General features: G+C 68.3%; 23 protein-coding genes. 8 read left to right on the top strand and 15 right to left on the bottom strand.

All coding sequences use genetic code 11. The features are described from left to right. Positions 1 to 18: 18 nt before the first annotated feature. The 8 genes from AAFF32_RS01755 to rpsU form a co-directional block, all read right to left on the bottom strand. Entirely contained in the window at positions 19 to 1,566 is a 1,548-nt protein-coding gene (locus AAFF32_RS01755; protein WP_342316282.1) for a phospholipase D family protein, read from the bottom strand. A 191-nt stretch (positions 1,567 to 1,757) separates the two neighbouring features. Continuing rightward, positions 1,758 to 2,144, bottom strand: coding sequence for a hypothetical protein (locus AAFF32_RS01750; protein WP_216965477.1), 387 nt, complete (start codon positions 2,142 to 2,144; stop codon positions 1,758 to 1,760). A gap of 50 nt (positions 2,145 to 2,194) precedes the next feature. Beyond that, positions 2,195 to 2,971 (bottom strand): LytTR family DNA-binding domain-containing protein, encoded by a 777-nt coding sequence (locus tag AAFF32_RS01745; RefSeq protein WP_342316281.1) that lies wholly within the window; start codon positions 2,969 to 2,971, stop codon positions 2,195 to 2,197. After that, entirely contained in the window at positions 2,964 to 4,232 is a 1,269-nt protein-coding gene (locus tag AAFF32_RS01740) for a histidine kinase (protein WP_342316280.1), read from the bottom strand. The genes AAFF32_RS01745 and AAFF32_RS01740 overlap by 8 nt, the downstream gene beginning before the upstream one ends. 199 nt (positions 4,233 to 4,431) lie before the next feature. Next, positions 4,432 to 5,658, bottom strand: coding sequence for a patatin-like phospholipase family protein (locus AAFF32_RS01735; protein ID WP_342316279.1), 1,227 nt, complete (start codon positions 5,656 to 5,658; stop codon positions 4,432 to 4,434). A gap of 115 nt (positions 5,659 to 5,773) precedes the next feature. Beyond that, positions 5,774 to 7,549: a DNA primase gene (gene dnaG / locus AAFF32_RS01730; protein ID WP_342316278.1), complete on the bottom strand. Its 1,776-nt coding sequence runs from the start codon at positions 7,547 to 7,549 to the stop codon at positions 5,774 to 5,776. Positions 7,550 to 7,912: 363 nt separating this feature from the next. After that, on the bottom strand, positions 7,913 to 8,359 hold the full coding sequence (locus AAFF32_RS01725; RefSeq protein ID WP_342316277.1) for a GatB/YqeY domain-containing protein: 447 nt from the start codon (positions 8,357 to 8,359) through the stop codon (positions 7,913 to 7,915). A 213-nt stretch (positions 8,360 to 8,572) separates the two neighbouring features. Then, positions 8,573 to 8,788 carry a 30S ribosomal protein S21 gene (gene rpsU / locus AAFF32_RS01720; RefSeq protein ID WP_031371286.1) on the bottom strand — a complete coding sequence of 72 codons (216 nt, stop codon included), beginning with the start codon at positions 8,786 to 8,788 and terminating at the stop codon, positions 8,573 to 8,575. Positions 8,789 to 8,956: 168 nt separating this feature from the next. Between rpsU and tsaD the strand changes: the two genes are divergently transcribed. From tsaD to AAFF32_RS01700, 4 genes are all read left to right on the top strand, one after another. Continuing rightward, a complete protein-coding gene (gene tsaD / locus AAFF32_RS01715; RefSeq protein WP_216965488.1) occupies positions 8,957 to 10,000 on the top strand; it encodes a tRNA (adenosine(37)-N6)-threonylcarbamoyltransferase complex transferase subunit TsaD in 1,044 nt (347 codons plus the stop codon). Positions 10,001 to 10,081: 81 nt separating this feature from the next. Further along, positions 10,082 to 10,435, top strand: coding sequence for a dihydroneopterin aldolase (gene folB, locus AAFF32_RS01710; RefSeq protein ID WP_216965490.1), 354 nt, complete (start codon positions 10,082 to 10,084; stop codon positions 10,433 to 10,435). Positions 10,436 to 10,454: 19 nt separating this feature from the next. Further along, positions 10,455 to 10,937, top strand: a complete 483-nt coding sequence (gene folK, locus AAFF32_RS01705) for a 2-amino-4-hydroxy-6-hydroxymethyldihydropteridine diphosphokinase (RefSeq protein ID WP_216965492.1) — start codon at positions 10,455 to 10,457, stop codon at positions 10,935 to 10,937. 119 nt (positions 10,938 to 11,056) lie between these two features. Further along, complete coding sequence (locus tag AAFF32_RS01700; protein ID WP_342316276.1) at positions 11,057 to 11,881, top strand: DUF6159 family protein; 825 nt, start codon at positions 11,057 to 11,059, stop codon at positions 11,879 to 11,881. 51 nt (positions 11,882 to 11,932) lie between these two features. On the opposite strand, the gene AAFF32_RS01695 is transcribed toward AAFF32_RS01700, so the two are convergent. Together AAFF32_RS01695 and AAFF32_RS01690 are read right to left on the bottom strand one after the other, a co-directional pair. Continuing rightward, complete coding sequence (locus AAFF32_RS01695; protein WP_342316275.1) at positions 11,933 to 12,664, bottom strand: murein L,D-transpeptidase family protein; 732 nt, start codon at positions 12,662 to 12,664, stop codon at positions 11,933 to 11,935. Beyond that, entirely contained in the window at positions 12,661 to 13,410 is a 750-nt protein-coding gene (locus AAFF32_RS01690) for a pteridine reductase (RefSeq protein ID WP_342316274.1), read from the bottom strand. The genes AAFF32_RS01695 and AAFF32_RS01690 overlap by 4 nt, the downstream gene beginning before the upstream one ends. 59 nt (positions 13,411 to 13,469) lie before the next feature. Between AAFF32_RS01690 and AAFF32_RS01685 the strand changes: the two genes are divergently transcribed. From AAFF32_RS01685 to AAFF32_RS01675, 3 genes are all read left to right on the top strand, one after another. Next, entirely contained in the window at positions 13,470 to 14,717 is a 1,248-nt protein-coding gene (locus AAFF32_RS01685) for an SAM-dependent methyltransferase (RefSeq protein ID WP_342316273.1), read from the top strand. An 8-nt stretch (positions 14,718 to 14,725) separates the two neighbouring features. Then, positions 14,726 to 15,130, top strand: a complete 405-nt coding sequence (locus tag AAFF32_RS01680; protein ID WP_342316272.1) for a VanZ family protein — start codon at positions 14,726 to 14,728, stop codon at positions 15,128 to 15,130. A 162-nt stretch (positions 15,131 to 15,292) separates the two neighbouring features. Continuing rightward, a complete protein-coding gene (locus tag AAFF32_RS01675) occupies positions 15,293 to 17,905 on the top strand; it encodes a TonB-dependent receptor (RefSeq protein ID WP_216965507.1) in 2,613 nt (870 codons plus the stop codon). Positions 17,906 to 18,457: 552 nt separating this feature from the next. On the opposite strand, the gene AAFF32_RS01670 is transcribed toward AAFF32_RS01675, so the two are convergent. Beyond that, positions 18,458 to 18,661, bottom strand: a complete 204-nt coding sequence (locus AAFF32_RS01670; protein WP_216962745.1) for a hypothetical protein — start codon at positions 18,659 to 18,661, stop codon at positions 18,458 to 18,460. 65 nt (positions 18,662 to 18,726) lie between these two features. Between AAFF32_RS01670 and AAFF32_RS01665 the strand changes: the two genes are divergently transcribed. Next, positions 18,727 to 19,014 (top strand): hypothetical protein, encoded by a 288-nt coding sequence (locus tag AAFF32_RS01665; protein WP_342316271.1) that lies wholly within the window; start codon positions 18,727 to 18,729, stop codon positions 19,012 to 19,014. Between the two features lie 132 nt (positions 19,015 to 19,146). Here the strand turns inward: AAFF32_RS01665 and AAFF32_RS01660 are convergent, their stop codons facing one another. The 4 genes from AAFF32_RS01660 to AAFF32_RS01645 all read right to left on the bottom strand — a co-directional run bounded on the left by AAFF32_RS01660 (position 19,147) and on the right by AAFF32_RS01645 (position 23,825). Next, complete coding sequence (locus AAFF32_RS01660; protein ID WP_342316270.1) at positions 19,147 to 20,373, bottom strand: multifunctional CCA addition/repair protein; 1,227 nt, start codon at positions 20,371 to 20,373, stop codon at positions 19,147 to 19,149. A 5-nt stretch (positions 20,374 to 20,378) separates the two neighbouring features. Next, entirely contained in the window at positions 20,379 to 20,756 is a 378-nt protein-coding gene (locus tag AAFF32_RS01655; protein ID WP_342316269.1) for a PH domain-containing protein, read from the bottom strand. Positions 20,757 to 20,837: 81 nt separating this feature from the next. After that, a complete protein-coding gene (locus AAFF32_RS01650; RefSeq protein ID WP_342316268.1) occupies positions 20,838 to 21,737 on the bottom strand; it encodes a complex I NDUFA9 subunit family protein in 900 nt (299 codons plus the stop codon). Positions 21,738 to 21,764: 27 nt separating this feature from the next. After that, the gene (locus tag AAFF32_RS01645; protein WP_342316267.1) at positions 21,765 to 23,825 is read right to left on the bottom strand and encodes a transglycosylase SLT domain-containing protein; all 2,061 of its coding nucleotides are present in this window, start codon (positions 23,823 to 23,825) and stop codon (positions 21,765 to 21,767) included. Between the last annotated feature and the right edge of the window lie 110 nt (positions 23,826 to 23,935).

Below are 23,935 nucleotides of genomic sequence, written 5' to 3'. Positions count from 1 at the left end.
GTTCGATTCTAACGCCCGCTACAACTGCGACTCGATCGGCAACCATCCCGACACCCGCACGAGCGCGCGACGCAGCAAGCCGGCGTCCGGCTCGCGGTCCAGCACGACGGCGCTGGTCTGCGTGCCGTCGAGCCAGCACAGCGCGCCGTCCTGCATCCGGCTCACGCGATAACTGAAGTCCGGATCGGCAAGGCGCAGGTACTCCGCGCGCACCTGCGCGGCCATGACGGGATCGTCGAACAGCACGCCCATCTCGGTGTTGAGGTTCTTTGAACGCGGGTCCACGTTGAAGGAGCCGACGAAGCCGCGCACGCCATCGAGCACGAAGGCCTTGGTGTGAAGCGCGGCACGCGTACCGACGAAGGTCGGCGTGGTGGGCGTGCGTGCGTTGGTGCGCAGTTCGTGCAGCGCCACGCCGTGTTGGATCAGGCGTTGGCGGTACTGCGCGTAACCGCTGTGCACGGCGTAGACATCGTTGGCCGCCAGCGAGTTGGTGACGATCCCGACCTTCGTGCCGCGCCCGGTCAGCGCGGCAAGCCGCGCCGTGCCGTCCTCACCCGGCACGAAGTACGGCGAGATCACCAGCGCTTCCTCGCGCGCCTGCGAGATCATCGGCGCCAGCCGCCCGACCATCCACTGCGCGCGGTCGTCACCGGCCCATTTCACGGGCGGATCGGCGACGACCTGGATGCCCGTGCTCCAGTGCGGATGCAGCCCGCTGAGGTAGTGGTCGCGCACCAGCTCCGAATCGTCCACGCGGTCCAGGTAACGCCGCGCGCCATTGCTGCGCGCATCGCGAAGCACGTCCTCCAGCAGCGCACGCAGCGCCTCGGGGCTGCGGGCGCCCAGCGTCGCGATGGGCACCGCCGCGGCGCTGTTCCAATACGCGTCGAAGATGCCGCTGGCCTGCTCCACGGCGGGGCCGAGCAGCAGCAGGTCGAGATCGCGGAAATTCACCTGCGCGTCCGCGCTGAAATACTGCTCTCCGATGTTGCGCCCGCCGATGATCGCGACACGGCCGTCGGCGATCCATGCCTTGTTGTGCATGCGGTGGTTCATGCTGACCGGCCGGCGCAGCAGCTCGAAGACGCGGCCGACGCTCCTGCGGTTGCGGAACGGGTTGTACAGGCGCAGTTCGATATTGGGATGCGCATCCAGCGCAAGCAGGTGCGGGTCGAGCCCGCGGGCATTCATGTCGTCGAGCAGGATGCGCACGCGCACGCCGCGCTGCGCGGCGTCATGGGCTTCGCTGGCGACCAGACGTCCGGTGAGGTCGTTGTGCCAGATGAAGTACTGCAGATCGAGGCTGCGCCCGGCCTTGCGCGCGGATATCGCGCGCGCGGCGAACGCATCGACGCCGTCGGACAGGAAGATCGCGCCCGTCTGTCCCGGGTGACCCTGCAGCAGCGGAGCGAGCTCGCGGTCGATCTCGGTCTGCGCAGTCTGCAGGGGCAGTGCGTGGCTGGCTTCACCGCTGGCCGGCGGCGCGAACCGGTTGGTGAGCAGCAGGACACCGCCGACCGCGACGAGAACAATCAGGAAGGCAATGGCAATCCAGCTGAGCACGCACCGTACCGCGTCGTCCCGAGGTCTCGAAGTATGCGGCAGCACGCCGGCGGCACGTTGTACGAACGTGCTGCGGCCGCGGCCATCGAATCAGTAGGAAGTGCGTCGGCTGATGTGCTGAGCCCCTCTCCCGCGCGCGGGAGAGGGGTTGGGGTGAGGGCCAGTCGAAACGGCAACGGCCAGGTGCCGATTCACCGCGCCGCGACCGGCTCCGGCGCCTGGCAGCCCGTACCGGGCGTGCCGTCCTTGTCGCTCACGCACAGGCGGAAATCGTTCAGGCCCGTGACCTGGCGGCTGTCGCCGTTGGCGACGGTGAAGCGTCCGATCGGCTGCGCCAGGCAGGCCGCCTCGACTTTGCCCGAGGACTGGGAGGTCGCGCATTCGCGCGGGAACACCGTGTAGTAGCAATGCCCGCTGGCGCTGCGCAGGCATTCGAAACGCGCCACGCCGGCTTCGACCGTCGCGCGGCTGACCAGCGCGTTCGCACCGTCGACGACGACACGATCCACGAACGTGCTGCGACCGACATCGCAGCCGAACAGCGAAAGTACGAAGTAAAGCAACGCCGAGAGTTTCATGGGTCACCTCGAAGGAGGGTGGCATCCGATGCCGGAAACAAGCGGATCGGTTACATGTGGCGGAACAGCGCCATGAACGGCGCGCTGACGGAAAGCGTTTCGGGGCGGTTCTTCAGACGCACGGTGCCGCGGCCCGTGTCGTCGCGCACGATGCCCGCGATCGCCTTGAGGTTCACGATCGTGGAGCGATGGATCTGCTTGAACGTGGACGGGTCCAGCACGGCAAGCAGTTCGCGGATGGGCGTGCGCAGCAGCGCTTCGCCTTCGGCGGTGACGACCGTGGTGTACTTGTTGTCGGCGCGGAAGTACGCGACCTCGTCGACGAGGATCAGGCGCGTCTCGCGCCCCGCGCTGGCGGTGATCCACGTCAGCGGTGGCGCGGCGGCCGGTGCGGGCTGTCGCGCACCCAGGCGCTCCAGCAGCGCGGCAAGCGTGGCCGCATCGTTGTTCCCCGTGCGCGCCTGCAGGCGCTTCACCGTGGTTTCCAGGCGCGTGGGCGAGATCGGCTTGAGCAGGTAGTCCACCGCGCCGCGTTCGAAGGCGTTGATGGCGTACTGGTCGTACGCGGTGACGAACACGATCTGCGTGTCCGGTGTCTCTTCCGCGGCGGCAGCGGCGACTTCGAGCCCGCTCAACCCCGGCATGCGGATGTCGAGGAAGGCGACGCGCGGCTTGTGCTCCGACAACGCCTCCAGCGCGCTCGCGCCGTCTTCGCATTCGGCGACGATCTGCAACTCCGGCCAGACCTGGCGCAGTTGTTCGACCAGCGCCGTGCGCAGCAGCGTTTCGTCTTCGGCGATGACGCAGGTGCAGGGCGACTCAGACATGGCGAGCCTCCGGCGAAGGCGTGGAAGGCGGCAGGGCGGGCGGCACCGAGAGCGTGGCGGCGACACCGTGCGGGAAGTTGGCGACCACCGACAACGCCGCGCTCGCGCCGTAGAGCAGGCGCAGCCGTTCGCGCACGTTCTTCAGGCCGATGCCGGTGCCGCTGTTCTTGGTGTTGAAACCTTCGCCATCGTCGGCGACCGTCACCGTCACCACGTCGTCGACGCGACGGGCGCGGATCCAGACCGTGCCGCCACCGGTGCGCGGCTCCAGGCCGTGCTTGATCGCATTCTCCACCAGCGTCTGCAACACCATCGGCGGCAGTGGCGTGGGGCGCAGGTTCTCCGGCACGTCCACCTGAACCGACAGACGCGGGCCCATGCGGATGCGCAGGATCTCAAGGTACGCGAGCGCGCGCTCGAGCTCCGCGCCCAGCGTGGAGAGCTCGTTGTCGGTGCTGGGCAGCGAGCGGCGCAGGTACTGGATCAGATGCCCGAGCATCTCGTCCGCGCGCTGCGGGTCGCTGCGCGTGAGCAACTGCGCGCTGGCGAGCGTGTTGTAGAGGAAATGCGGTTCCACCTGCGCGTGCAGCAGGCTGAGCTTGGCGACGGTGAGCTCCTTCTCGGTTGCGGTCTGCACCGCTTCGCTCTTCTCGTTGCGACGGCGTTCGGCGACGCGGCGGCTGATGGCGCGCGTGATCGCTTCGGCGTTCTCGAAGTTGGTGCCGTCATCGACCAGGAACCAGTCGCTCCACGCGGGGCTTTCGGGTTCGCAGATCAGCGTGACGCTGCCGCTGTCGTGGCCCGGCACGACCGTGGCGTGGATGCGATTGCGTGGAATGCCGAACCAGCGCATCGGATTCCAGCGACCCAGCGGGTACTCGCCGAAGTCCTGCGGGCGGTCGACCGTCGCGCGCACTTGCAAGCTGTCGCGCGCGCTTTCGACCTGACGGATGCGCGGCAATTCGCGGATCGCGGCATCGACCAGATCGAAGGCCTCGCCGGCCTCGAACGGCACTTCCACCTGCCGGCGCTGGCGGTTGTCCAGCGCTTCCTTGTCCACGCGCCCGGCGATCAGCCGCACGCGGCCCACATGCGAGAACGCGCCCACGACGACCAGCGCCATGGTCACCATGCCCAGGACCGTCAGCGGCCATTCCACCCGGTTGAGCAGCGGCAGCGCGTTCCACACGGCCGACACCAGCATGAGGGCCAGCAGCCAGGCGATGGCGATGCGAAGGACGAAGACGAAGGGGGTGAACACGCGGCGCGCTCGATCAGTGGAATGCGGCGCAGCATAGCGAGCCCGGCGCCGGATGCACCGGCGGCTGCGACGAACGCGGGGGCGGGGCGACGAAAGCGGGGCTGGAGAGAGTGAAATCCGCCGAGGCGGGGCCGCGGATCAGCGCGGTGCGACCTTCACGCCGCTCCCAGCCGCAGCGCCACAGGCCCGATGGGACGCGCTACGGCGGGCTTTCGGTGATGCCGGGCGGCAGCGTGTACCACTTGGGGCCTGCGCGCGCGACGCGCTCGCCTTCCGCATACCAGCGCGCCATCGCTTCCTGATCGAAGGCAAGCGGATCGCCCAGCACGACCGATTCGCCGATGGTGATCCAGTGGAAACCCGACCCGTTGCGCTGCGCGAAGGCGAACTCGCGAAACAGGTCGCCGACGATGGTCGCGCGCCCGGAGACTTCGATGACGCGCAGCGCGATGCCGCGGAAGCTGCGCTGCGTGGGCGCCGGCGGCGCGCGCAGCTGGCCGTTGTGGATGACGAAGATGTCCTCGTGGGCGTTCATTCGTCCGGCGGTGCGGTAGAGGCTCGACGTGTCGATCGCGCCGACGTGCACGAAGACGTTGGCGCCCACGACGCCGTCCACGTGCATTTCGTCGTAGCGCGTGCCGTCGACGTCCACTTCCAACAGCACGGGCGGAAACGCGATCGGCACCGCGGACGAGGCCAGCATCACCTGGCGGAACAGCGCGAGCGCCTGCTCGTTAGCGTGCGTGGCGATCAGACCCATGTTCCACACGATGAATCGGCGCGAGTCCAGGTCGACCGTGGCCATGTAGAGCCGACGTCCGCTGCGGTGGGCGTCGGCGATTTCACGCAGGGTGTTGGCATCGACGTAGCGCGCGATCAGTGCCGACAGCGGCGCGTTCTGCGCCAGCGACTCGCGACTGAGCAGCGCGCCGATCGCCGAGCGCGTGGTGAAGACGTCATCGCGCGTGGTGGTGGTGTAGATGCGGTACAGCATCTCGTCGTAGCGCGTGCCCAGGAACGCGAACGGCGCCATCAGCGCGCCGGTGGAGACGCCGGTGACGATCTTGAAAGCAGGGCGCTTGCCGGTGGCGGTCCAGCCGTTGAGGAAGCCTGCGCCGAATGCGCCATAAGCGCCGCCGCCGGATAACGCGAGGTAGGCGTAGCGCGTCTCGCCGTTGGCGCCGACGGGGAAATCCGCGGGCGATTCGTCCTTGATCGACTGGAGGAAGTCGGCTTCCATCGCCGCGCTGCGCCGCCCGGACTCGGCGCGCACACCGGGCATGCCGGGGATCACGGCGGAGCCCGTGAGTTCCGGAGGAACCGGCGCGCGCGGCGCCGTTGCGCAGCCCGAAAGCACGAGCAGCAGCGCGACGCACGCGACCAGGCGCGCGAGCGATGCGGGAGACGGCTGTGTGCGCGTGAGCATCGACGTACCTTCCGCGCGCTGCGGCGTGCGGAAGAGATTCTGTCGAAGAAACGTGAAGGCCGGGTGAGGTTGCGAAGTCAGTCGGGCTTCGCATCGCGAAGGATGATCCCGCGCGTTACTGGCGTCCCTGTTGCAGACGCAGCGTGAGCAACTCGCGCAGCTCTTGCTTCTCCGCGTCCACCAGTGTCGACATGCGCGAGTGCAGAGCTTCGATGCGTGCCTGCAATGCCTGCGAATCCAATCGTGCGATCGCATCGAGGAAGGCGCGCTGGCGACGGTCCGCATCGTCGAGCACGCGGGCATCCAACGGCGTCGCCGCCGTGGTTTCCACCGCGCGCGCCGTGGCGAGTTTGGTCAGCGCGGGCGCTTCGCTGCGGTCGGCGAAGTGCTCCAGGATCATGCCGGTGGAAATGTCCGGGCGCTCGTGCACCAGTTCGATGATTTCCACCAGCAGGCCGACGCCCGGCTGGTCGAGCGAAGCGAAGTGCAGCGACGACGGCAGCGCCAGCGCCACGGCCGGCTGTTGCAGCAGCATCGTGATCGCGCTTCGCACCAGCGATGGCTTCGATGCGGGCTGCGAGTTCTGCGCGGCACGCGCGCGTTGCGCCGGCACGTGCGTCTCCGGCGAGCTGGCGCGTGCGCCGACACCGGTGAGTTCGGTGAGGCGCTGCTTCATCAGATCGCCGAATGCACCGTCGGGAATCTGCGCGAGCAGCGGCTTGGCGCGCTCGGCCAGGCGCCCCTTGCCTTCCAGCGTGTGCAGGTTGACGTCGCTGCTGAGCGAATCGAAGAAGAACTGCGACAGCGGTGTGGCCTGCTGCAGGCGTGCTTCGAAGCCCTCGCGGCCTTCGGTTCGCACCAGCGAATCCGGATCCTCGCCGTCGGGCAGGAACAGGAAGAACGCCTGGCGCCCGTCCTTCATGCGCGGCAATACCGATTCGACCGCCTTCCACGCCGCACCGCGACCGGCGCGATCGCCGTCGAAACAGAAATAGACGTCGGGCGCGTTGCGGAACAGAAGCTCCGCATGGTCCGGCGTGGTCGCGGTGCCCAGCGTCGCCACGGCCGTGTCGAAGCCGTTCTGGAACAGCGCGATCACGTCCATGTAGCCTTCAACGACGATCAACCGCTCGATCTTGTTGTGCGCCTGGCGCACCTGCCACAGGCCGTAGAGTTCGCGGCCCTTGTGGAAGAGTTCGGTCTCGGGCGAGTTGAGGTACTTCGGGCCGTTCTCTTTCTCCAGCACGCGGCCGCCGAAGGCGATCGTGCGCCCGCGCCGGTCGTGGATGGGGAACATCACGCGGTCGCGGAACTTGTCGTAGACGTGGCCGCGGTCGTTCTTCGAGAACAGGCCGCCGCGTTCGAGCAGTTTCATTCGGCGCGGATCGGTGCCCAGGCCATCGCGCAGCGCGCTGAAGCCGTCGGGCGCGTAGCCGAGCGAGAAACGCGCGCGCGTGTCGGCGTCCACGCCGCGGCTGTCGAAGTAACCGAGCGCGCGGCCGTTGCTTGCCAGTTGTTTCTGGAAGAACTTCGACGCCGCATCCATCGCGCCGTAGAGATCCTGGCTGTCCGGGTTGGCATTGCGCTGATGCGTGTCGCGCGGCACTTCCATGCCCAGGCGCTTGGCGAGTTCTTCCACCGCGTCGAGGAACTCGAGGCGGTCGTAGTTCATCAGGAAGCTGATCGCGGTGCCGTGCGCGCCGCAGCCGAAGCAGTGGTAGAAGCCCTTCACGGGCGACACGGTGAAGCTGGGCGAGCGCTCGTCGTGGAACGGGCAGCGAGCCGAGTACTCCTTGCCCTGACGCTTGAGCTGCACGCGCGAACCGATCACCTCGACGAGGTCGGTGCGGGCGAGCAGGTCGTCGATGAATGCGTCGGGGATGCGGGCCATCGGGGATTAGGATGCCATGCGCGGAAGCGACGAAGCCGGGCGGGGCCCGGCTTCGTCGAGTGGGTCGGGGCCTAGCGGTCCCTAAAAGTAGTGGTGCCGTTCGGACCCGTCATGGTGGCCGGCGCGGAGACAGCAGTTCCTTGAACCTCCGGGTCGAGCCGCACGGGCAGGGGTCGTTGCGGCCGAGCTTCTCCAGCAACTCCTTGCTTCCGTGCACGATCCGGTCGCCGCGCTTGACGCGGGTCTCGGACGGGTAACCGCGGCGTCGCTTACTCGTGACCTCGAAAGCAGGCGATCGGGTGGTCGTGGCGTTTCATGATGCACCTCCTTGCGGGGCCCGCCGGAGGGCGGGCCGGAAAACCATTACGGGGACAGCCGCTTCTTCACCAGCGCCGACACCTGGCCCATGTCGGCCTGGCCGGCGAGCTTGGCCTTGAGCGGGCCCATCAGCTTGCCCATGTCGGCCGGGCCGGTGGCGCCGGTTTCGGCGATGGCGGACTCGATGGCGGCCAGGATCTCGGCCTCGCCCATCTTGGCGGGGATGTAGCGCTCGATGACGACGATCTCGTCGCGCTCGACCTGGGCCAGGTCCTCGCGGGCGGCGGCTTCGTACTGGCTGACCGAGTCGCGGCGCTGCTTGACCATCTTGTCGAGCACGGCGATCACGGCGGCGTCGTCCAGCTCGATGCGCTCGTCGACTTCCTTTTGCTTGATGGCGGCGTTGATCAGGCGGATCACGGCCAGGCTGTGCTTGTCGCCGCCCTTCATGGCGGCCTTCATGTCATCGGTGAGTCGCTGCTTGAGGCTCATGGCTTGTGTCCGGGATTTGGGATTCGGGATTGGGGATTCGGGATTGGGGATTCGAAAGATCGGGGCGACCAGCGCGGGAAGCGGGCCGAATCCCGAATCCCTAATCTCGAATCCCGGGAATCGGAAACACAAAAAGCCGGCTGCGCAGTGCGCGGCCGGCTTGTGTGATGCGTCCGGGAGCGGGTCGCGCGGTGCGCGGGCCCGCCAGGGCGATCAGTACAGGCGCTGACGCTTGGTCACGTCACGCGAGGCGCGACGGGCCTGGCGCTTCACCGCGGCGGCGGCCTTGCGCTTGCGTTCCTGGGTCGGCTTCTCGTAGAACTCGCGCTTGCGGGTCTCGGCCAGGACGCCGGCCTTCTCGCAGGTGCGCTTGAAGCGACGCAGAGCAAACTCAAAAGGCTCGTTTTCGCGGACTTTGACGCTGGGCATACGTAATCTCGTTTCGGTAACCGGCCCGGGCAGGCCGGGGAAGAGCCGCGCATTATAGCGGCGGCCTCCTTGAAGGTGCAACATAGGCCCACATCACGGACGCAGGTCCTTGAATACGCACGCTTCCGGCCGCCGGAAGCCGCCCTGCGCCCGCTCCCGGAAGCCCCAATGAAAGTCCTCGGCATCGAAACCAGCTGCGACGAAACCGGTGTGGCCGTCTACGACACGGACACCGGCCTGCGCTCGCACACGCTCTATAGCCAGATCGCCCTGCACGCCGAATACGGCGGCGTGGTCCCCGAGCTGGCCAGCCGCGACCACGTCCGCAAGCTGCTGCCGCTGGTGCGCGAGACCCTGCGCGAGGCGGGGCTCACGACCGCCGACCTCGATGGGGTGGCCTATACGGCCGGCCCCGGGCTGGTCGGGGCGCTGCTGGTCGGTGCGGGCGTGGCGCGCTCGCTGGCCTGGGCGTTGGACGTGCCGGCCATCGGCGTGCATCACATGGAAGGCCACCTGCTGGCCCCGTTGCTGGAGGACGACCCCGAGCGCGGTCGCCCGGAGCCGCCGTTCGTGGCGCTGCTGGTCTCCGGCGGCCACACCCAGCTGGTGCATGTGGAGGCCATCGGCCGTTACCGCCTGCTGGGCGAGACCCTGGACGACGCCGCCGGCGAGGCCTTCGACAAGACCGCCAAGCTGATGGGCCTGCCGTACCCGGGCGGCCCGCAACTGGCGGCGCTGGCCGAGCAGGGGCGTCCGGGCGCCTTCAAGTTCGCCCGGCCCATGACCGACCGCCCCGGCCTGGATTTCAGCTTCAGCGGCCTGAAGACCCAGGTCCTGCTGGCCTGGCAGGACAGTGACCGCAGCGACACGGTCCGCGCCGACATCGCGCGCGGCTTCGAAGACGCCGTGGTCGACACGCTGGCGATCAAGTGCGAGCGCGCGATGGACGCCTCCGGCTGCGACACGCTGGTGGTCGCCGGCGGCGTGGGTGCCAACAAGCGCCTGCGCGCCCGGCTCGACGAGATGACCCGCAAGCGCGGCGGCCGCGTCAGCTTCCCGCGCCCGCAGTTCTGCACCGACAACGGCGCGATGATCGCCTACGCCGGTGCGCTGCGGCTGGCGGCGGGCCAGCACGGCGATCTCGCCGTGCGGGTGACGCCGCGTTGGGACATGGCGACGCTCGAAGCGGTGACGACAGCACGGGATTCGTGATTCAGGATTCGAGATTCGTAAAATCCCCGTCTGCTGTTCCGAATCCCCAATCCCGAATCACGAATCCCGGCGCTTCCCCCCATGGACCACGTCTTCATCGAAGGCCTCGAGATCGAGGCGCTCATCGGCATCTACGATTGGGAGCGGCGCATCCGCCAGCCGCTGGTGTTCGACATCGAGATGGCCTTCGACAACCGCGTGCCGGCCGCCAGCGATGCCATCGAGGACACGCTGAACTACAAGGCCGTCAGCAAGCGCATCGTGGAGTACGTGAGCCAGTCGGATTTCGGCCTGGTGGAAACGCTGGCCGAGCGCGTGGCGCAGATCATCCTCACCGAGTTCGGCGTACAGCGCGTGCGCCTGAAGCTGAGCAAGCCCGGCGCGGTGCGCGGCGCGCGCGCGGTGGGCGTGTCGATCGAACGCTCGGCGTCCTGACGCGGTGCGTGACATCGCGATGAGCCGCGCCTACCTCAGCCTGGGCAGCAACGTCGATGCCACCGCGCACCTGCGCGCGGCGGTGCAGGCGCTGCGCGAACGTTTCGGCGCGGTGGTGATGTCGCCGGTGTACCGCACGCGCGCGGTGGGCTTCGACGGGCCGGATTTCCACAATGCCGCCGCGATCATCGAAACCGATCTGGACCCGCAATCGCTCAACGACTGGCTGCATGCGCTGGAAGACGCGCATGGCCGCGATCGCAACGGCCCGCGTTACGGCGATCGCACGCTCGACATCGACATCGTGCTGTTCGACGGGATCACGCTGGAAGGCGCGGGAAATCTGCGCATTCCACGTCCCGAGCTGAAGCACGCCTTCGTGCTGCGACCGCTGGCGGAGATCGCGCCGGAGGTCGTCGTGCCCGGCACGGGCCACACGCTGGCGCAGCTGTGGGCGCGACATCCCGAGCACGGTGCGGCGCTGGAATCGATCGCGCTGTAAGGCGACGGATCGGGCCGGCCGTCCGAAATCCCGCACGTCCCCCTTGCCGCCACGGGCCCACGGCCCGAGGATGCCCGCTGTCCATGGGGGACTCTGGGGAACCACGGGGAGATTTGGCGATGTTCGAGAAGTTCTCGCGCAGTTGGGAGCTGGTGAAGGCGAGCGCGGCGGTATTGCGTTCGGACAAGGAACTGATGGTGTTTCCGATCGTCTCGGCCATCGCCACGCTGGTGGTGCTGGCGACGTTCCTGGTGCCGATGATCGGCTGGCGCGTCTTCAGCCATGGCGCTGCTTCCAGCGTGATCTGGGTGTTCCTGTTCTATTTCTGCCAGTACACGGTGATCGTGTTCTGCAACAGCGCGCTGGTCGCCGCGGCGATGATCCGCCTGGAAGGCGGCGATCCGACGCTGGCGGACGGTTTCAACGCCGCCAAGGAGCGTCTGCCGGCGATCCTGGGTTACGCGGCCATCGCCGCGACTGTCGGCGTGATCCTCAAGCGCATGAAGGACGACGACAACGTGCTGATGCGCCTGGTCGGCGGCGGCCTGGGCGCGGCGTGGACGCTGGCGACGTTCCTGGTGGTGCCGGTGCTGGTGCACCAGGGTGTGGGTCCGTTCGAGGCGCTCAAGCGCAGCGCGAACCTGCTCAAGCGCACCTGGGGCGAGAACGCGATCGGCAACGTGGGCATCGGCCTGGCGTTCGGGCTGGCGTCGTTCGCGCTCATCGTGGTGGGCGCGCTGCTGGCGTTCGTCGCGGCGCAGCTGTCGATGGCGCTGGCGGTGGTGATCGTGGTGCTGTTCGTGATCGGCCTGCTGCTGATGGGCGTGTACCAGGCAGCGCTGAGCGGCATCTATTCCGCGGCGCTGTATCAGTACGCGATGGAAGGCGAGGCGCCGCCGGCGTTCCGCGCGCTGCAGCTGGAATCGGCGTTCGCGACGAAGTGAGGCAGGACGCGAGCGCGGCACGGGCCGCGCTCGCGCCTTCGGAACCTGCCGCTATCGTTGCGGCGTGAGGCGGTAGGCTCCGTTGCTCACGCTGATCGCGGGAACGCGGTGCGTTTGCACGAACGCGTCATCGATGCGCTTGAGCTGGCGCCAGAAATCGCCCCATGTGGGGTCGCGCAGACGCTGCGTGGCGCCTGCGCCGTCGAAGCGGAACGGCAGCGCGAACACCGCCACCGACGGCTGCCCGTCGCGCAACGCCGCGGCCACCAGGCTGTAGATCTCCTCGATGGACGCATCGCCCATCGCATAGCAGCCGATCGACACGCAATTGCCATGCACCATCAGATAGCTGCCGGTGCGGCCGTGGCTGCGGTCATAGGCATTGGGATAGCCCAGGTCGAACGAGAGGTGGTAGGTGCTGTTCGGGTTCAGCTGCTTCGGTGAGATGCGGTAGATGCCTTCCGGCGCCTGTCCATCACCGGTGCGCAGTTTCGGCCCGAGCTGGCCCGAGTAGCGGCACACCGGATACGTGCGGAACAGCCGGTAGCCGCGGCCGCTGTCGATCCACACTTCCAGCTCGCCTTCCAGCTTGAAGATGCGCACCAGCACGGGTGCGCCGTAACGCAGTCCTGCCGAGGCCAGATCGCGCTGCAGTGCGGGCCTGACCCGGGCTTCGGCTGCGACCGAGCGGGCGCTGGAAGGAATGGTGCGTGTCAGCGCGCTGGTCAGGCCCGGCGACAGCGCGAGCACAAGCGCGCCCAGGAGCAGCGCGACGCGCCTCATGCCCCCAGCATCCGTCCACCATCCAGATGCAGCACCTGCCCGGTGCTGTAGTGCGCGTCCTGCAGCAGCCAGCGCACGGCTTCGGCGACTTCCTGCGGCGTGCCGGTGCGGCCCAGCGGAGTGCGCGCGAGCATGGCCTGCTGCGCGGCGGTGTCGGTGCGGTCTTCGGGCCACAGGATTGCCCCCGGGGACACCGCGTTGACGCGCACGTCCGGGCCGAGTTCCACCGCAAGCGAGCGCGTCATCATCAGCAGCGCGGCCTTCGCCATGCAGTAGAGGGTGTGCTCGCGCAGCGGGCGTTCGGCGTAGAGGTCGGCGAGGTTGACGATCGCCCCACGCGTAGCGCGCAAGTGTGGGGCTGCCGCCTGCGCCAGGAAGAACGGCGCACGCGCGTTGCTGGCGAACAGGGCATCCCACTGCGTAGGCGTGGCGGTGCCGATCGGTGTCGGCGTGAAGGTGGACGCGTTGTTCACCAGCGCGTCGAGGCGACCGAAGCGGCCCACGCAAAGGGCGATCAGTTCCGGCAGGCGGTCGAACTGCGCCAGGTCGGCCTGCAGCAGCAACGTGCTGCCCGCGCGCGCGGTCTCGAGCTCCGCCGCAAGGGCTTGCGCGTCGTCCCCGGAGTCGCGGTAGTGCAGTGCCACGTCGTACCCGGCCGAATGCAGCGTCCGCGCGATCGCAGCGCCGATGCGCCGTGCCGCGCCGGTGACCAGCGCGACCGGCGGCGTGGCGGGGGGCGTGCTCATGACGGGACTCTCCGGGCCGTGGCGTATCCTGAGCGGCAGTGTTCCCATCGCATTGCCGCATGTCCACCGATTTTCCCCCGCACCGTCCCGATGCACGCGCGCGCCAGCAGGAAGCCGCAACCCTGCCCGCGCCCGATGCCGACGCGCTCACCCACAGCGCGCGCCTGTCCGAACTGATCCGCGCGCAAATCGCCGAACACGGCGGCGCGATCCCGTTCTCGCGCTTCATGGAGCTGGCGTTGTACGCGCCGGGCCTGGGCTATTACAGCGCGGGGGCGAGCAAGTTCGGCGAGAGTGGCGATTTCGTCACCGCGCCGGAAATCGGCCCGATCTTCGCCGCCTGCGTGGCGCAGAGCGTGGCGCCGGTGTTCCAGCAACTCGCAGCGGGCGCGGAGCCTTCATCGAGCCGTTTCCTGGAGCTGGGGGGTGGCACCGGGGCCTTCGCCGAAGTCGCGCTGAAGCGGTTGATGGAGCTGGATGCGCTGCCGGATCGCTACTGCATCCTGGAGCCCAGCGCGCAGCTGCGTCATCGCCAGCGCGAGCGCTTGCAGGAACGCCTGGTGCCGCCGTTGTTCGAGCTGGTCGAATGGCTCGACGGTCCGTTCAACGACGACTGGGATGGCGTGCTGTTCGCCAACGAGGTGATCGACGCACTGCCGACGCCGCGCTTCGCCATGGAGGTCGGCGAGGTGTACGAAGAGCACGTCGCCATCGAAGGCGGCCAGTTCGTGCGCGTGCTGCGTCCGGCCGATGCGTTCCTGGCGAACGCGGTGCGCCACGTGGAGCGCCAGCTCGGCCGCGAATTCGAGCACGGCTACCGCTCCGAAGCATTGCCGCAACTGCCCTATTGGGTGCAGGCCGTGTCGGGCGGCATGCGCAACGGCGCCCTGCTCTTCGTCGACTACGGTTACCCGCGCGGCGAGTTCTACCAGCCCGACCGCAACGACGGCACGCTGCGCGCGTTTTACCGCCACCGCATGCACGGCGAGCCGCTGCTGTGGCCGGGCCTGCAGGATCTGACCGCTTCGGTGGACTTCACCGCGCTGGCCGAAGCCGGCGTGTCGGCGGGCTTCGATTTCGCCGGGTACTGCTCGCAGGCCAGCTTCCTGCTCGGCAACGGTCTTGCGGGCGTGCTGGAACGCATCGAACGCATCGAGGACGAAGGCGAACGCCTCAAGCGCACGCAGGAAGTGAAGCGCCTGACGCTGCCCAGCGAGATGGGCGAGCGCTTCCAGGTGATGGGCTTCGAGAAGGGCGTGGAGTTCGGCGCCGCCTTCCTGGCCGGCGACCTGAGCTTCCGCCTGTGAGCGCCGCCGTGAGGCGCGGTGTCCTGCGCGACTTCCGCTGGCCGGTCCTGTGGGTGGCGATCTGGCTGGCGATGATCGCCGTGGTCGTGGCGACCTCGCTGCTGTCCGCCGACGACCTGCCGCCGTCGCCCTTCGACGGCTTCGACAAGGTCGAGCACTTCACGGCCTACCTGGTGCTCAGCGTCTACGCGGGGATGCTGTTCGCGCAGCGGCGGGCGCAGTCGGTCGCGGCGGTGGCGCTGATCGCGCTGGGCGTCGGGCTGGAGTTCGCGCAAGGGGCGCTGACCGTGTCGCGGATGGCGGATTCGGCCGACGCGCTGGCCAATTCGCTGGGCGTGCTGGCGGGCCTGATGCTGGCCCCGACGCCGGTGTCGCAGCTGCTGCTCTGGGTGGAAAATCGCGTGGGTCGTTGAGACGGCTGGGGTGTGACGGGCGTCATCCGTCGAAAAATTCGCCATAAAAGCAGATAAGGCAAGGCGATGGTAGGTATTGCACAAAGGTTAAAGGTTGGTTAAAGCTCGGGGCTGGGCTCGACAGGGGGAGTCCGCCCACCCTGAGTAAGGAAACCAATCGCCATGCCCGTCGTTAACCGAAATCGCCTGACCGTGGCCGTTGCCGCGGCTCTGCTGTCCACCGCCCTGCCGGTTTTCGCGCAGGACGCCCAGGCCCCGGCCGCGCCGCAACCCGCGCGCCAGGACGCCGTCGAACTCGACAAGCTGGTCGTCACCGGCACCCGCGTGCAGGGGCGCTCGCCGACCGAATCGCTCTCGCCCGTGGACGTGTTCCGCCCGGCCGATCTGGAGAAGCAGGCCTCGGCCGACTTCACCGACCAGCTGGCCAACATCGCACCTTCCTTCAACACCCAGCGCTTCCCGATCGCCGACGGCACCGCCTTCGTGCGCCCGGCGAACCTGCGCAACCTGCCGCCCGACCAGACGCTGGTGCTGATCAACGGCAAGCGCCGCCATCGCTCGGCGCTGGTGAACCTGCAGGTGGAGCCGTTCGGCACGGTCAACCAGGGTTCGCAGGCGGTCGACTACAGCCTGATCCCGTCCGCCGCCATCCAGCGCGTGGAAGTGCTGCGCGATGGTTCCTCCGCGCAGTACGGTTCCGACGCCATCGCCGGCGTGATCAACGTGCTGCTCAACGACTATGACGACGGCGTGCGCATCGAAGGCCAGTACGGCTCGACCTACCACGGCGACGGCGACAAGTGGCGCTCCTCGTTCAACGCCGGTGCCGCGCTGGGCGACGGCGGCTTCATCAACATGACCGTGGAGTACTTCGACTCCGACCACACCTCGCGCGGCATCGCGCGTGCGGACGCGGCGGACGTCGGCGCCTTCGTGGGGCCGGGGCTGGTGCCGTTCGAAGGCCTGGGCCAGCGCTGGGGCGATCCCGACGGCGAAGGCCTGCGCACGTTCTTCAACGCCGAGTACCCGATCAACGAGAACGTCAGCCTGTACGGTTTCGGCAGCTACGCCGACACCGAATACGTCTCCAGCTTCTTCTACCGCACGCCGGTGGGCGTGCCGGGCGTGGCGCCGCGCGGCACGCTGATGGTGGATGCCGACGGCAACGGCGTGGCCGATCCGGTCGAGCAGGCATTGGTCAACGACATCCGCGCGCGTGGCCTCAATCCCGCCGACTACCTGACGGCCGATGCGTCGAGCCCGTCGGGCTTCATCGCACTCAACCCGATCTACCCGCAGTTCCCGGGCGGCTACACCCCGACCTTCGGCGCGGACCTGCAGGACTACGAAGGCGTGTTCGGCGTGAAGGGCGAAACCGCCAACGCACTGCGCTGGGACGTCAGCCTGCGCCAGGGCGAGAACGAGATGGTCTACACCATGACCGACTCGATCAACCCGAGCCTGGGTCGCCTGAGCCCCACCAGCTTCCGTCCGGGCAACCTGACCCAGCTGGAACGCGGCGCCAACGCCGACTTCGCCTGGCCGTGGCAGAACGACGTGTTCGCTTCGCCGGTCAACGTCGCATTCGGTGCGGAATGGCGCGAGGAAACCTACAAGATCCGCGCGGGCGATACGGCCTCGTGGGCCAACGGCCCGACCGGCGCGCTGTTCGGCGTGGGCTCGGACGGCTTCCAGGGCGACTCGCCGGAAGCGGCGGGCGACTTCAGCCAGTACAGCCGCGCGGCGTACATCGATCTGGAATCCGACGTCGTCGAGAACTGGACCGTCGGCCTGGCCGGTCGCTACGAGGACACGTCCAACTTCGACAGCACCTTCGACTGGAAGGTCTCCACGCGCTTCGCCTTCACCGATGCGTTCGCCGTGCGCGCCACCGTCAACACCGGCTTCCGCACGCCCACGCCGGGCCAGCTCAACACGCTGGACGTGACCACCACCGCCGATTCCGACGGCAACCTGGTGCCGCTGGGCACCTTCCCCGTCGCCAGCGACGCGGCGATCGCGCTCGGTGCGCAGCCGGTGAACGCGGAAGAGTCGACCGCGTATTCGGCCGGCTTCGTGTACGCGCCCAACGACGTGTTCACCTTCACGATCGACTACTACAACATCGAGGTCGAGGATCGCATCGCCCTGCAGACCATCAACGTGGCCCCGGGTTCGCCGCAGCAGCAGGCGCTGATCAATGCTGGCGTGCCGGGCGCGGAGTTGTTGCGCCAGGTGTCGTACTTTGTCAACGGCTTCGACAGCACCGTGCAGGGCGTGGACCTGGTGGCCGTGTACCGCGCCGACTTCGGTGCGTGGGGTACGGGCGTGTTCGACTGGCGCCACAGCTACAACAAGCAGGAGATCGACCGCGTTGCAGTGATCTCCGGCACCACCACGCCGGTCATCGACGCCGAGCGTGTGGCCGACCTGGAGAACCAGCTGCCGAACAACCGCAGCGTGCTCACCGCCGACTGGCGCTCGCCGTGGAACGTCAACTTCACCGCGCGCGCCAACTACTACGACAGCTGGGAAGACTTCACCTTCGGCGAGCAGGGCGAGTTCAGCTCGGAATGGCTGTTCGACATCGCAGTGACGTTCAACCTGCTGGAAGACAAGCTGCGCCTCACCGTTGGCGGCAACAACATTTTCGACAACTACCCCGACCGCGAGACCAACAGCACGCTCAACTTCCTGGGCGCGAAGTACCCGCTGTCCTCGCCGTTCGGCTTCAACGGCGGCGAGTGGTACGTCAAGGCGACGTACGAGTTCTGATTCGGGGTGTGGAAGGAGGCCGGGCGGCGCATGCCGTCCGGCCTCTTGTTCAAGGCTGGGCGTGCGGCCTGCGATGGCGTTCACGGTTGGAAGCTGAGGCCACATTCGGTACGACGGACGGTACGGGATCCTGTGACCGTCGCATCGGTCCGCCACAAAGGCTTCACGTATGGTGGCGCCGCGTTGCCGCATCGCGCGGGCAGCGAAAGATCCGTCGGTTCCAGTGCCAGGGGGCGCGGAATGCGACGTCGGACCCCACAGGGGGGAGAAACGCCGGGCGACGGGGAGGTCGTCCGGCGTTGCTTTTTTGTTTTGACGCTGCTGCGTACGCGCGGTTGTCGCGCGCTGCTCCGGGTGGCCCTTTGCGACGCTGTGCGGTCTCGCGCGGCCTCGTGCCGCATCTGTTGCCGTCATCCCGGCGAAGGCCGGGACCCAGGCCCGCAGGGCGTGGGCACTCCCCGTGCGGCGACCCACTTCACCGTCATCCCGGCGAAGGCCGGGATCCAGGCCCACAGTACGTGGGCACTCCGATAGCGGCAAGCCTTGTCACCGTCATTCCAGCGAAAGCTGGAATCCATTTTGATTTGGCTTTCTCAGGCTTCTCAAAGAAGGAGCAATAGCAAAGCTTCCGATCGGCTGCGCCGCTCGGGTCACTTTTCTTTGCTTGCCCAAAGAAAAGTAACCAAAAGAAAGGGCCTTCCTTGACACCCCAATCCCACGACCGGACGGAGCAAGGGCGCGTTCGCGATTCGCCATCCATGGCTCAGCGCTCACCGCCGCACATCCATGTGCGGCGCCCTTCGGGGCTAGGGACCTGAAAGGTGTTCGACAGCAACAGCAACAGCAACAGCAACAGAAGTAGCAATAGCAGTAGCAGTAGGAACAGAAGCAGCAAGAGCAAGAGCAAGAGCAAGAGCAAGAGCAAATCCACCGTCATCCCGGCGAAGGCCGGGATCCAGGCCCGCAGCCTGCGGGCACTCCTCTGCGGTAAACCACTTCACCGTCATTCCAGCGAAAGCTGGAATCCATTTGCTGTTGCTCTTACGCGCAACAAGGTAGAAGCGAAGAGCAAAATGGATTCCAGCTTTCGCTGGAATGACGCGACGTGACGCGACGTGACGTGCGGCGACGTGACGTGCGGTGAGGTGACGTGACTGGACGGCCGCCACAGCCAGGATCCCGGCCTTCGCCGGGATGACGCCACCATGCGTGCATTCGCACGACCGACCGCAGCGACCCGCCTACAGCTTCTTCCCCGTAGCCTCCGCGATCGCCCGGATGCGCGCCTTGCGTATCGCTTCGCCCACGTCCGGGCCGCTCAAGCCCCGCGCCACGTCGTCCGCGCGCACCGTCATCGCCGCAGAAAAAGCTGCTTTCAGTGCTTCGCCCTGCGGATAAGGTTGGTCCTGCAGCCCTGCGCGGCCGCGCTTGTCCGCCTCGCACACCAGCGCCAGCTGGGCGATGCGCGCCGGCTTGCGAAAGCCATCGCAGCGTGCGATCAGCTCGTACACGGTGTGCGCACGCAGCTCATCGAAGCGATGCACGTTGAGGTGTTCGCGGCACGCGGCCTCGGCGAGTTGCCGATGCTCGGTGGGCACCTTGAGGCGGTCGCACAGTGCGCGCAGCGGCGCGAGGCCGGCCTGCTCGTGGCCCAGGTGCTTGGGCAGGACGTGCGCCGGCGTGAGCGCCTTGCCCAGGTCGTGGGTGAGCGCGGCGAAGCCGATCAGGTCGTCGCCCGGCGCCAGGCGCGCGGCCATGTCGCAGACCAGTTCGATGTGCACGCCGGTGTCGACTTCGGGATGGAACTCCGCGCGCTGCGGCACGCCGTAAAGCGCATCCACTTCCGGCAGCACGACGGCGAGCGCACCAGCCTCATGCAGCGTGCGCACGAACGCGGACGGCGTGGCGCAGGCGAGGGCACGGCGGGTTTCCTGCCAGACGCGTTCGGGCGTGAGCTCGGACAGCTCCCCCGAGCGCACCATCTCGCGCATCAGCGCCATCGTCTCCGGCGCCACGGTGAAGCCCAGCGACGCGAAGCGCGCCATGAAGCGCGCCGCGCGCAGCACGCGCAGCGGATCTTCCGCGAACGCCGGGCCGACGTGGCGCAGCACGCGCGCCTGCAGGTCGCGCGCGCCGCCATAGGGATCGACGAGCGCGCCGTCTTCGTCCTGCGCGATCGCGTTGATGGTGAAGTCGCGCCGCTGCAGGTCCTCCTCCAGCGTGACCGAAGGGTCCGCATCGACCACGAAGCCGCGATAGCCGCGCCCGCTCTTGCGCTCCGTGCGCGCCAGTGCGTGTTCCTCGCCCGTGTCGGGATCGAGGAAGACGGGAAAGTCGCGACCCACCGCGCGGAAGCCGGCGGCTTCCATCGAGTCCTGCGTTTCGCCCACGACGACCCAGTCGCGGTCACCGGCGGGCAGGCCCAGCAGCCGGTCGCGGACCGCGCCGCCGACGAGGTATCGCTTCATCGCACTCAACGCGGCATGTACTGCGCGAGCAGCGCCAGGATCTCGCGAACGCTGCGATCGCGGCCCAGGTCGCGCGCGACCGGCGACGGCTGCCCGGACACCCACACGCGCAGTTCCGAATCCATGTCGAAATGGCCCGCCGTTTCCACCGAGAACATCACGATGCTGCGGTAGGGAATGCTCAGGTACTGCACCTTGCTGCCGGTGACGCCCTGCTTGTCGACGAGGATCAGGCGGCGGTCGGTGAACACGATCAGGTCGCGCACGAAGCCGAACGCGCGCTGCAGGGTTTCGCCCGGCGCGAGCATCGGCGCGAAATCCTCGGTGAGCTTGTCCACGGATTTTTCGCCCGCGTGGCCGAGCAGGGTGTCGATGAGGCCCATGGCGCATGTCTCCAGTTCGAGGCAGGCGACGATCCTAACGCACCGGTGCGGCGCTTCCCGTATGCGCCGCGGGGATTCGTCTCAGCAGCCGGCGAGGATCTCGGCGAGCTTGGGCTCCACCGCGGTCGGCGTCACGCCGAGCCGGCGCAGGCCGTCTTCCAGGCTCACCGAATCCAGTTGCAGCGAACGCCAGTTGTCGCGGCTGATCGGCTTGCCCGGAAGCCATTCGCCGATCTCCGCCTGCAGCTTGCCCAGCGCGGGCGGCAGGCCGATGACGATGCGGTGCCGGCCGCGCCCGCGCGCGGCGAGCTTCACGATCTGCTTCAAGGTCAGCACGTCGGGGCCGACCAGGTCGTAGCTCTGGCCGATGCTGCGCGGCTCGTCCAAAGCCTTGGCGAAGGCGTCCACGACATCGCCCACCCACACCGGTTGGAAGCGTGCACCGGCCCCGCCGATCGGCAATGCCGGCGCGAACTTCAGCAGGCCGTCGAAGCGGCAGAACAGGCCATCACCCGGCCCGGCGATCACCGACGGGCGGAACAACGTCCAGTCCAGACCGGACGCGCGGACATGCTGCTCGGCGCGCCCGCGCGATTGCAGGTAATGGCTGTCGCCGCGGCCGGCGTTGAGTGCGCTCATCTGCAGCAGGCGACGCACGCCCATGCGCTTCATCGCGTCCATCAGCGCGTCGGTGATGCCGACGAAGACGTGCTCGAAACCTCGGCCGTTGTCGCCCTTCTCGTTGAGGATGCCGACGAGGTTGATCACGGCGTCGGCATCGTCGAGCACCGCGGCGAGGAAGTCGGCGTCGCTCACGTCGCCTTCGATCAGGCTGGCGCCTTGCGGTTTCATTGCGCGTTTGCGGGCGTCCACGCCGCGGCTGAGCACCGTGATCCGGTCGCCGCCGGACAACAGGCGCGCGACCAGATTCCGGCCGACGAAGCCGGTGCCGCCAAGGATCACCACATGCCGTTGCGTCATGCGGCGCAGTGTAGGCGAGGCCTCACGTCAGCGCTGTGATCGCGGCCGGGATTGCGCCGGTGCGGCCGGCGCCGGTGCGGTCGGTGCTGCCGCGGCCGGTGTCGGGCAGACGAAGCGCTTGCGTGCACCGTCGGTGCGTCCGCGCAGGCGGTCGCTCAGCGTCAGCGCATCGCCGTTGAGGCGCCAGTCGTAGAGCACGCTGAAGGCCAACACGCGGGCGACATAGTCGCGCGTTTCCTTGTAGCTGATGGTCTCGATCCAGAACTCCGGGTCCATGCCCGGCCGCTGCGACTGCCAGCGCGCCAGCGGCGCCGGCCCGGCGTTGTAGCCGGCGATGACCTGGTACGGCTGGCCGCCGTACTTGTCCATCAGCTGACGAAGGTAAGCCGTGCCCAGGACGATGTTCGTGTCCGGGTCGTAGAGGCTGTCGGCGCCGCCCCAGGGCAGGCCGAGCTTCGCAGCGACGCCCTGGCCGGTGCCCGGAAGGATCTGCATCAGACCCATGGCGTTCGCGCCGGAGCGCGCGCGCGGATAGAAGATGCTCTCGGCGCGGATCTCCGCCGCGATCCAGGCCGGATCGAGCCGGTTGTTGGCGGCCTCGCGGCGGATCGTCGATTCGTGGTGCAGCGGGAAGCGCAAACCGTACAGGCGCGACTCGTCGGGGTTCTTGCCCAGCGAGAACACCGCGCGATCGAACCAGCCGTTGGCCTGCGCCACTTCCACCGCGATGCGTCGCTGCTCGTCGTTGAATCGCGAGAGCGCGTCGTCCCACTCGCGCACCGCCCAGCCGCCGCGGTCGATCTGGAACAGCCCCATCGCCCGCACGATGGCGGGATCGCGCGCGATGGCCTGCTGCGCGGCGGCGCCGCTCTGCGGCAGCCACGGGCACAGCGCATACGGCAGGCCGAGCCGGTCGGCGGCCAGGAAGCCGTGGAAGTCGGGCTTGTTGGCCGCCTCCCGGAACAGGCGCTCGGCGTCGGCCTTGCGGCCGGTGAGTTCGCTCAGGCGGCCCTCGAAGAACATCCAGCGTGAATCGCCGCGCTGCTTGGCACCCATCTTCTGGATCGCCGTCAGCGCGGCATTCCAGTCCGAACGCGACATGGCTTCGCGCACGCGCCATTCGTGCAGGCGGTCGTCGAAGGCCGAGGCGGGCACGGCGTTGAGGCGCCGCGCCGAGTCGGGCTCGTACGAGGCCACGGTCCACAGCGCGATCTGGTACAGCACGCGGCCGCGCTGGGCTTCATCCAGCCCTAGTGCGTTGGCGAAGCGCGGCAGCATCGCTTCGGCGGAGGCGGGCGAGGACTTGCCGAGTTTGGCCAGGCCCTGCGACGCGATCTCGCGGCTGCGCGGCGTCCTGGGCCAGTTGAGCGCGCGATCGTGCGGCGACTCCATGAAGGCCGCGTAATCGTTGGCGAGCGCGAGCTGGTCCGGCGGCAATCCGCGCGCGGCGGCGCGCATGACGCCGGTCTCCCACTCGGCTGCGGCCAGGTCGATGCGCTCCCAGCGCAGCTCCGGGCCAAGCCCGCCTTGCGCCGCGAGGGCCGCCATCGGTGCGTCGCACGAATCGGGCAGGGACTTGCCGGTGCGCCACAGCGCCTGCGCATCGCGCGTCCATTGCGCATCGGCGCGACCCAGCACCTGGCGCGCATTCAACTCGCTGCAACGCAGGTTCGCGCTCTTGATCTGCGGGTTCCATGCGGCCAGCACCGAGGACCAGTCCTGGCGCCGCGCGGCCGCAGCGATCCATGCCTCGCGGAACGCCTCGGCCACGGCCTGCCCACGCTGTCGCGTGAGGAACGCCTGCGCCTGCGGGGCGGGGAGGTTGTCGATGTCGCGCCGCAAGGAGGCGAATTCGATCCACGGGAACAGCGGATGCTGCGCGAGGTCGCTGTAGCGGGCGGCATCGAAGCGGCCGAGCTCGGCGTCCTCCAGCGCCGCACGCACGCGCGGCAACTTGGGATCGGCCATCGGCTTGGGCAACGGCGGAATGACGACGGCGGGCGCACCTGCCGTCGTCTGCGCGCAGGCAGAAGCGGCAATGGCGAGGCTGCACGCAGCGAGTACGATGATGAATGGGCGGGGGACCATTCGCGGGACTATAGCCCAGCATCGTGAAGCGGCCGTTGGCGCGATGTGTTCGGCTTTCAGGCGTGGTTGCGACAGGATGTGCAGCACGCATGTCGCTGCGAGGTCGCGCT

This window comes from Lysobacter sp. FW306-1B-D06B, from assembly GCF_038446665.1.
Taxonomy (GTDB): Bacteria; Pseudomonadota; Gammaproteobacteria; order Xanthomonadales; family Xanthomonadaceae; genus Lysobacter_J.
This window is presented reverse-complemented; position numbering and strand designations above follow the sequence as displayed.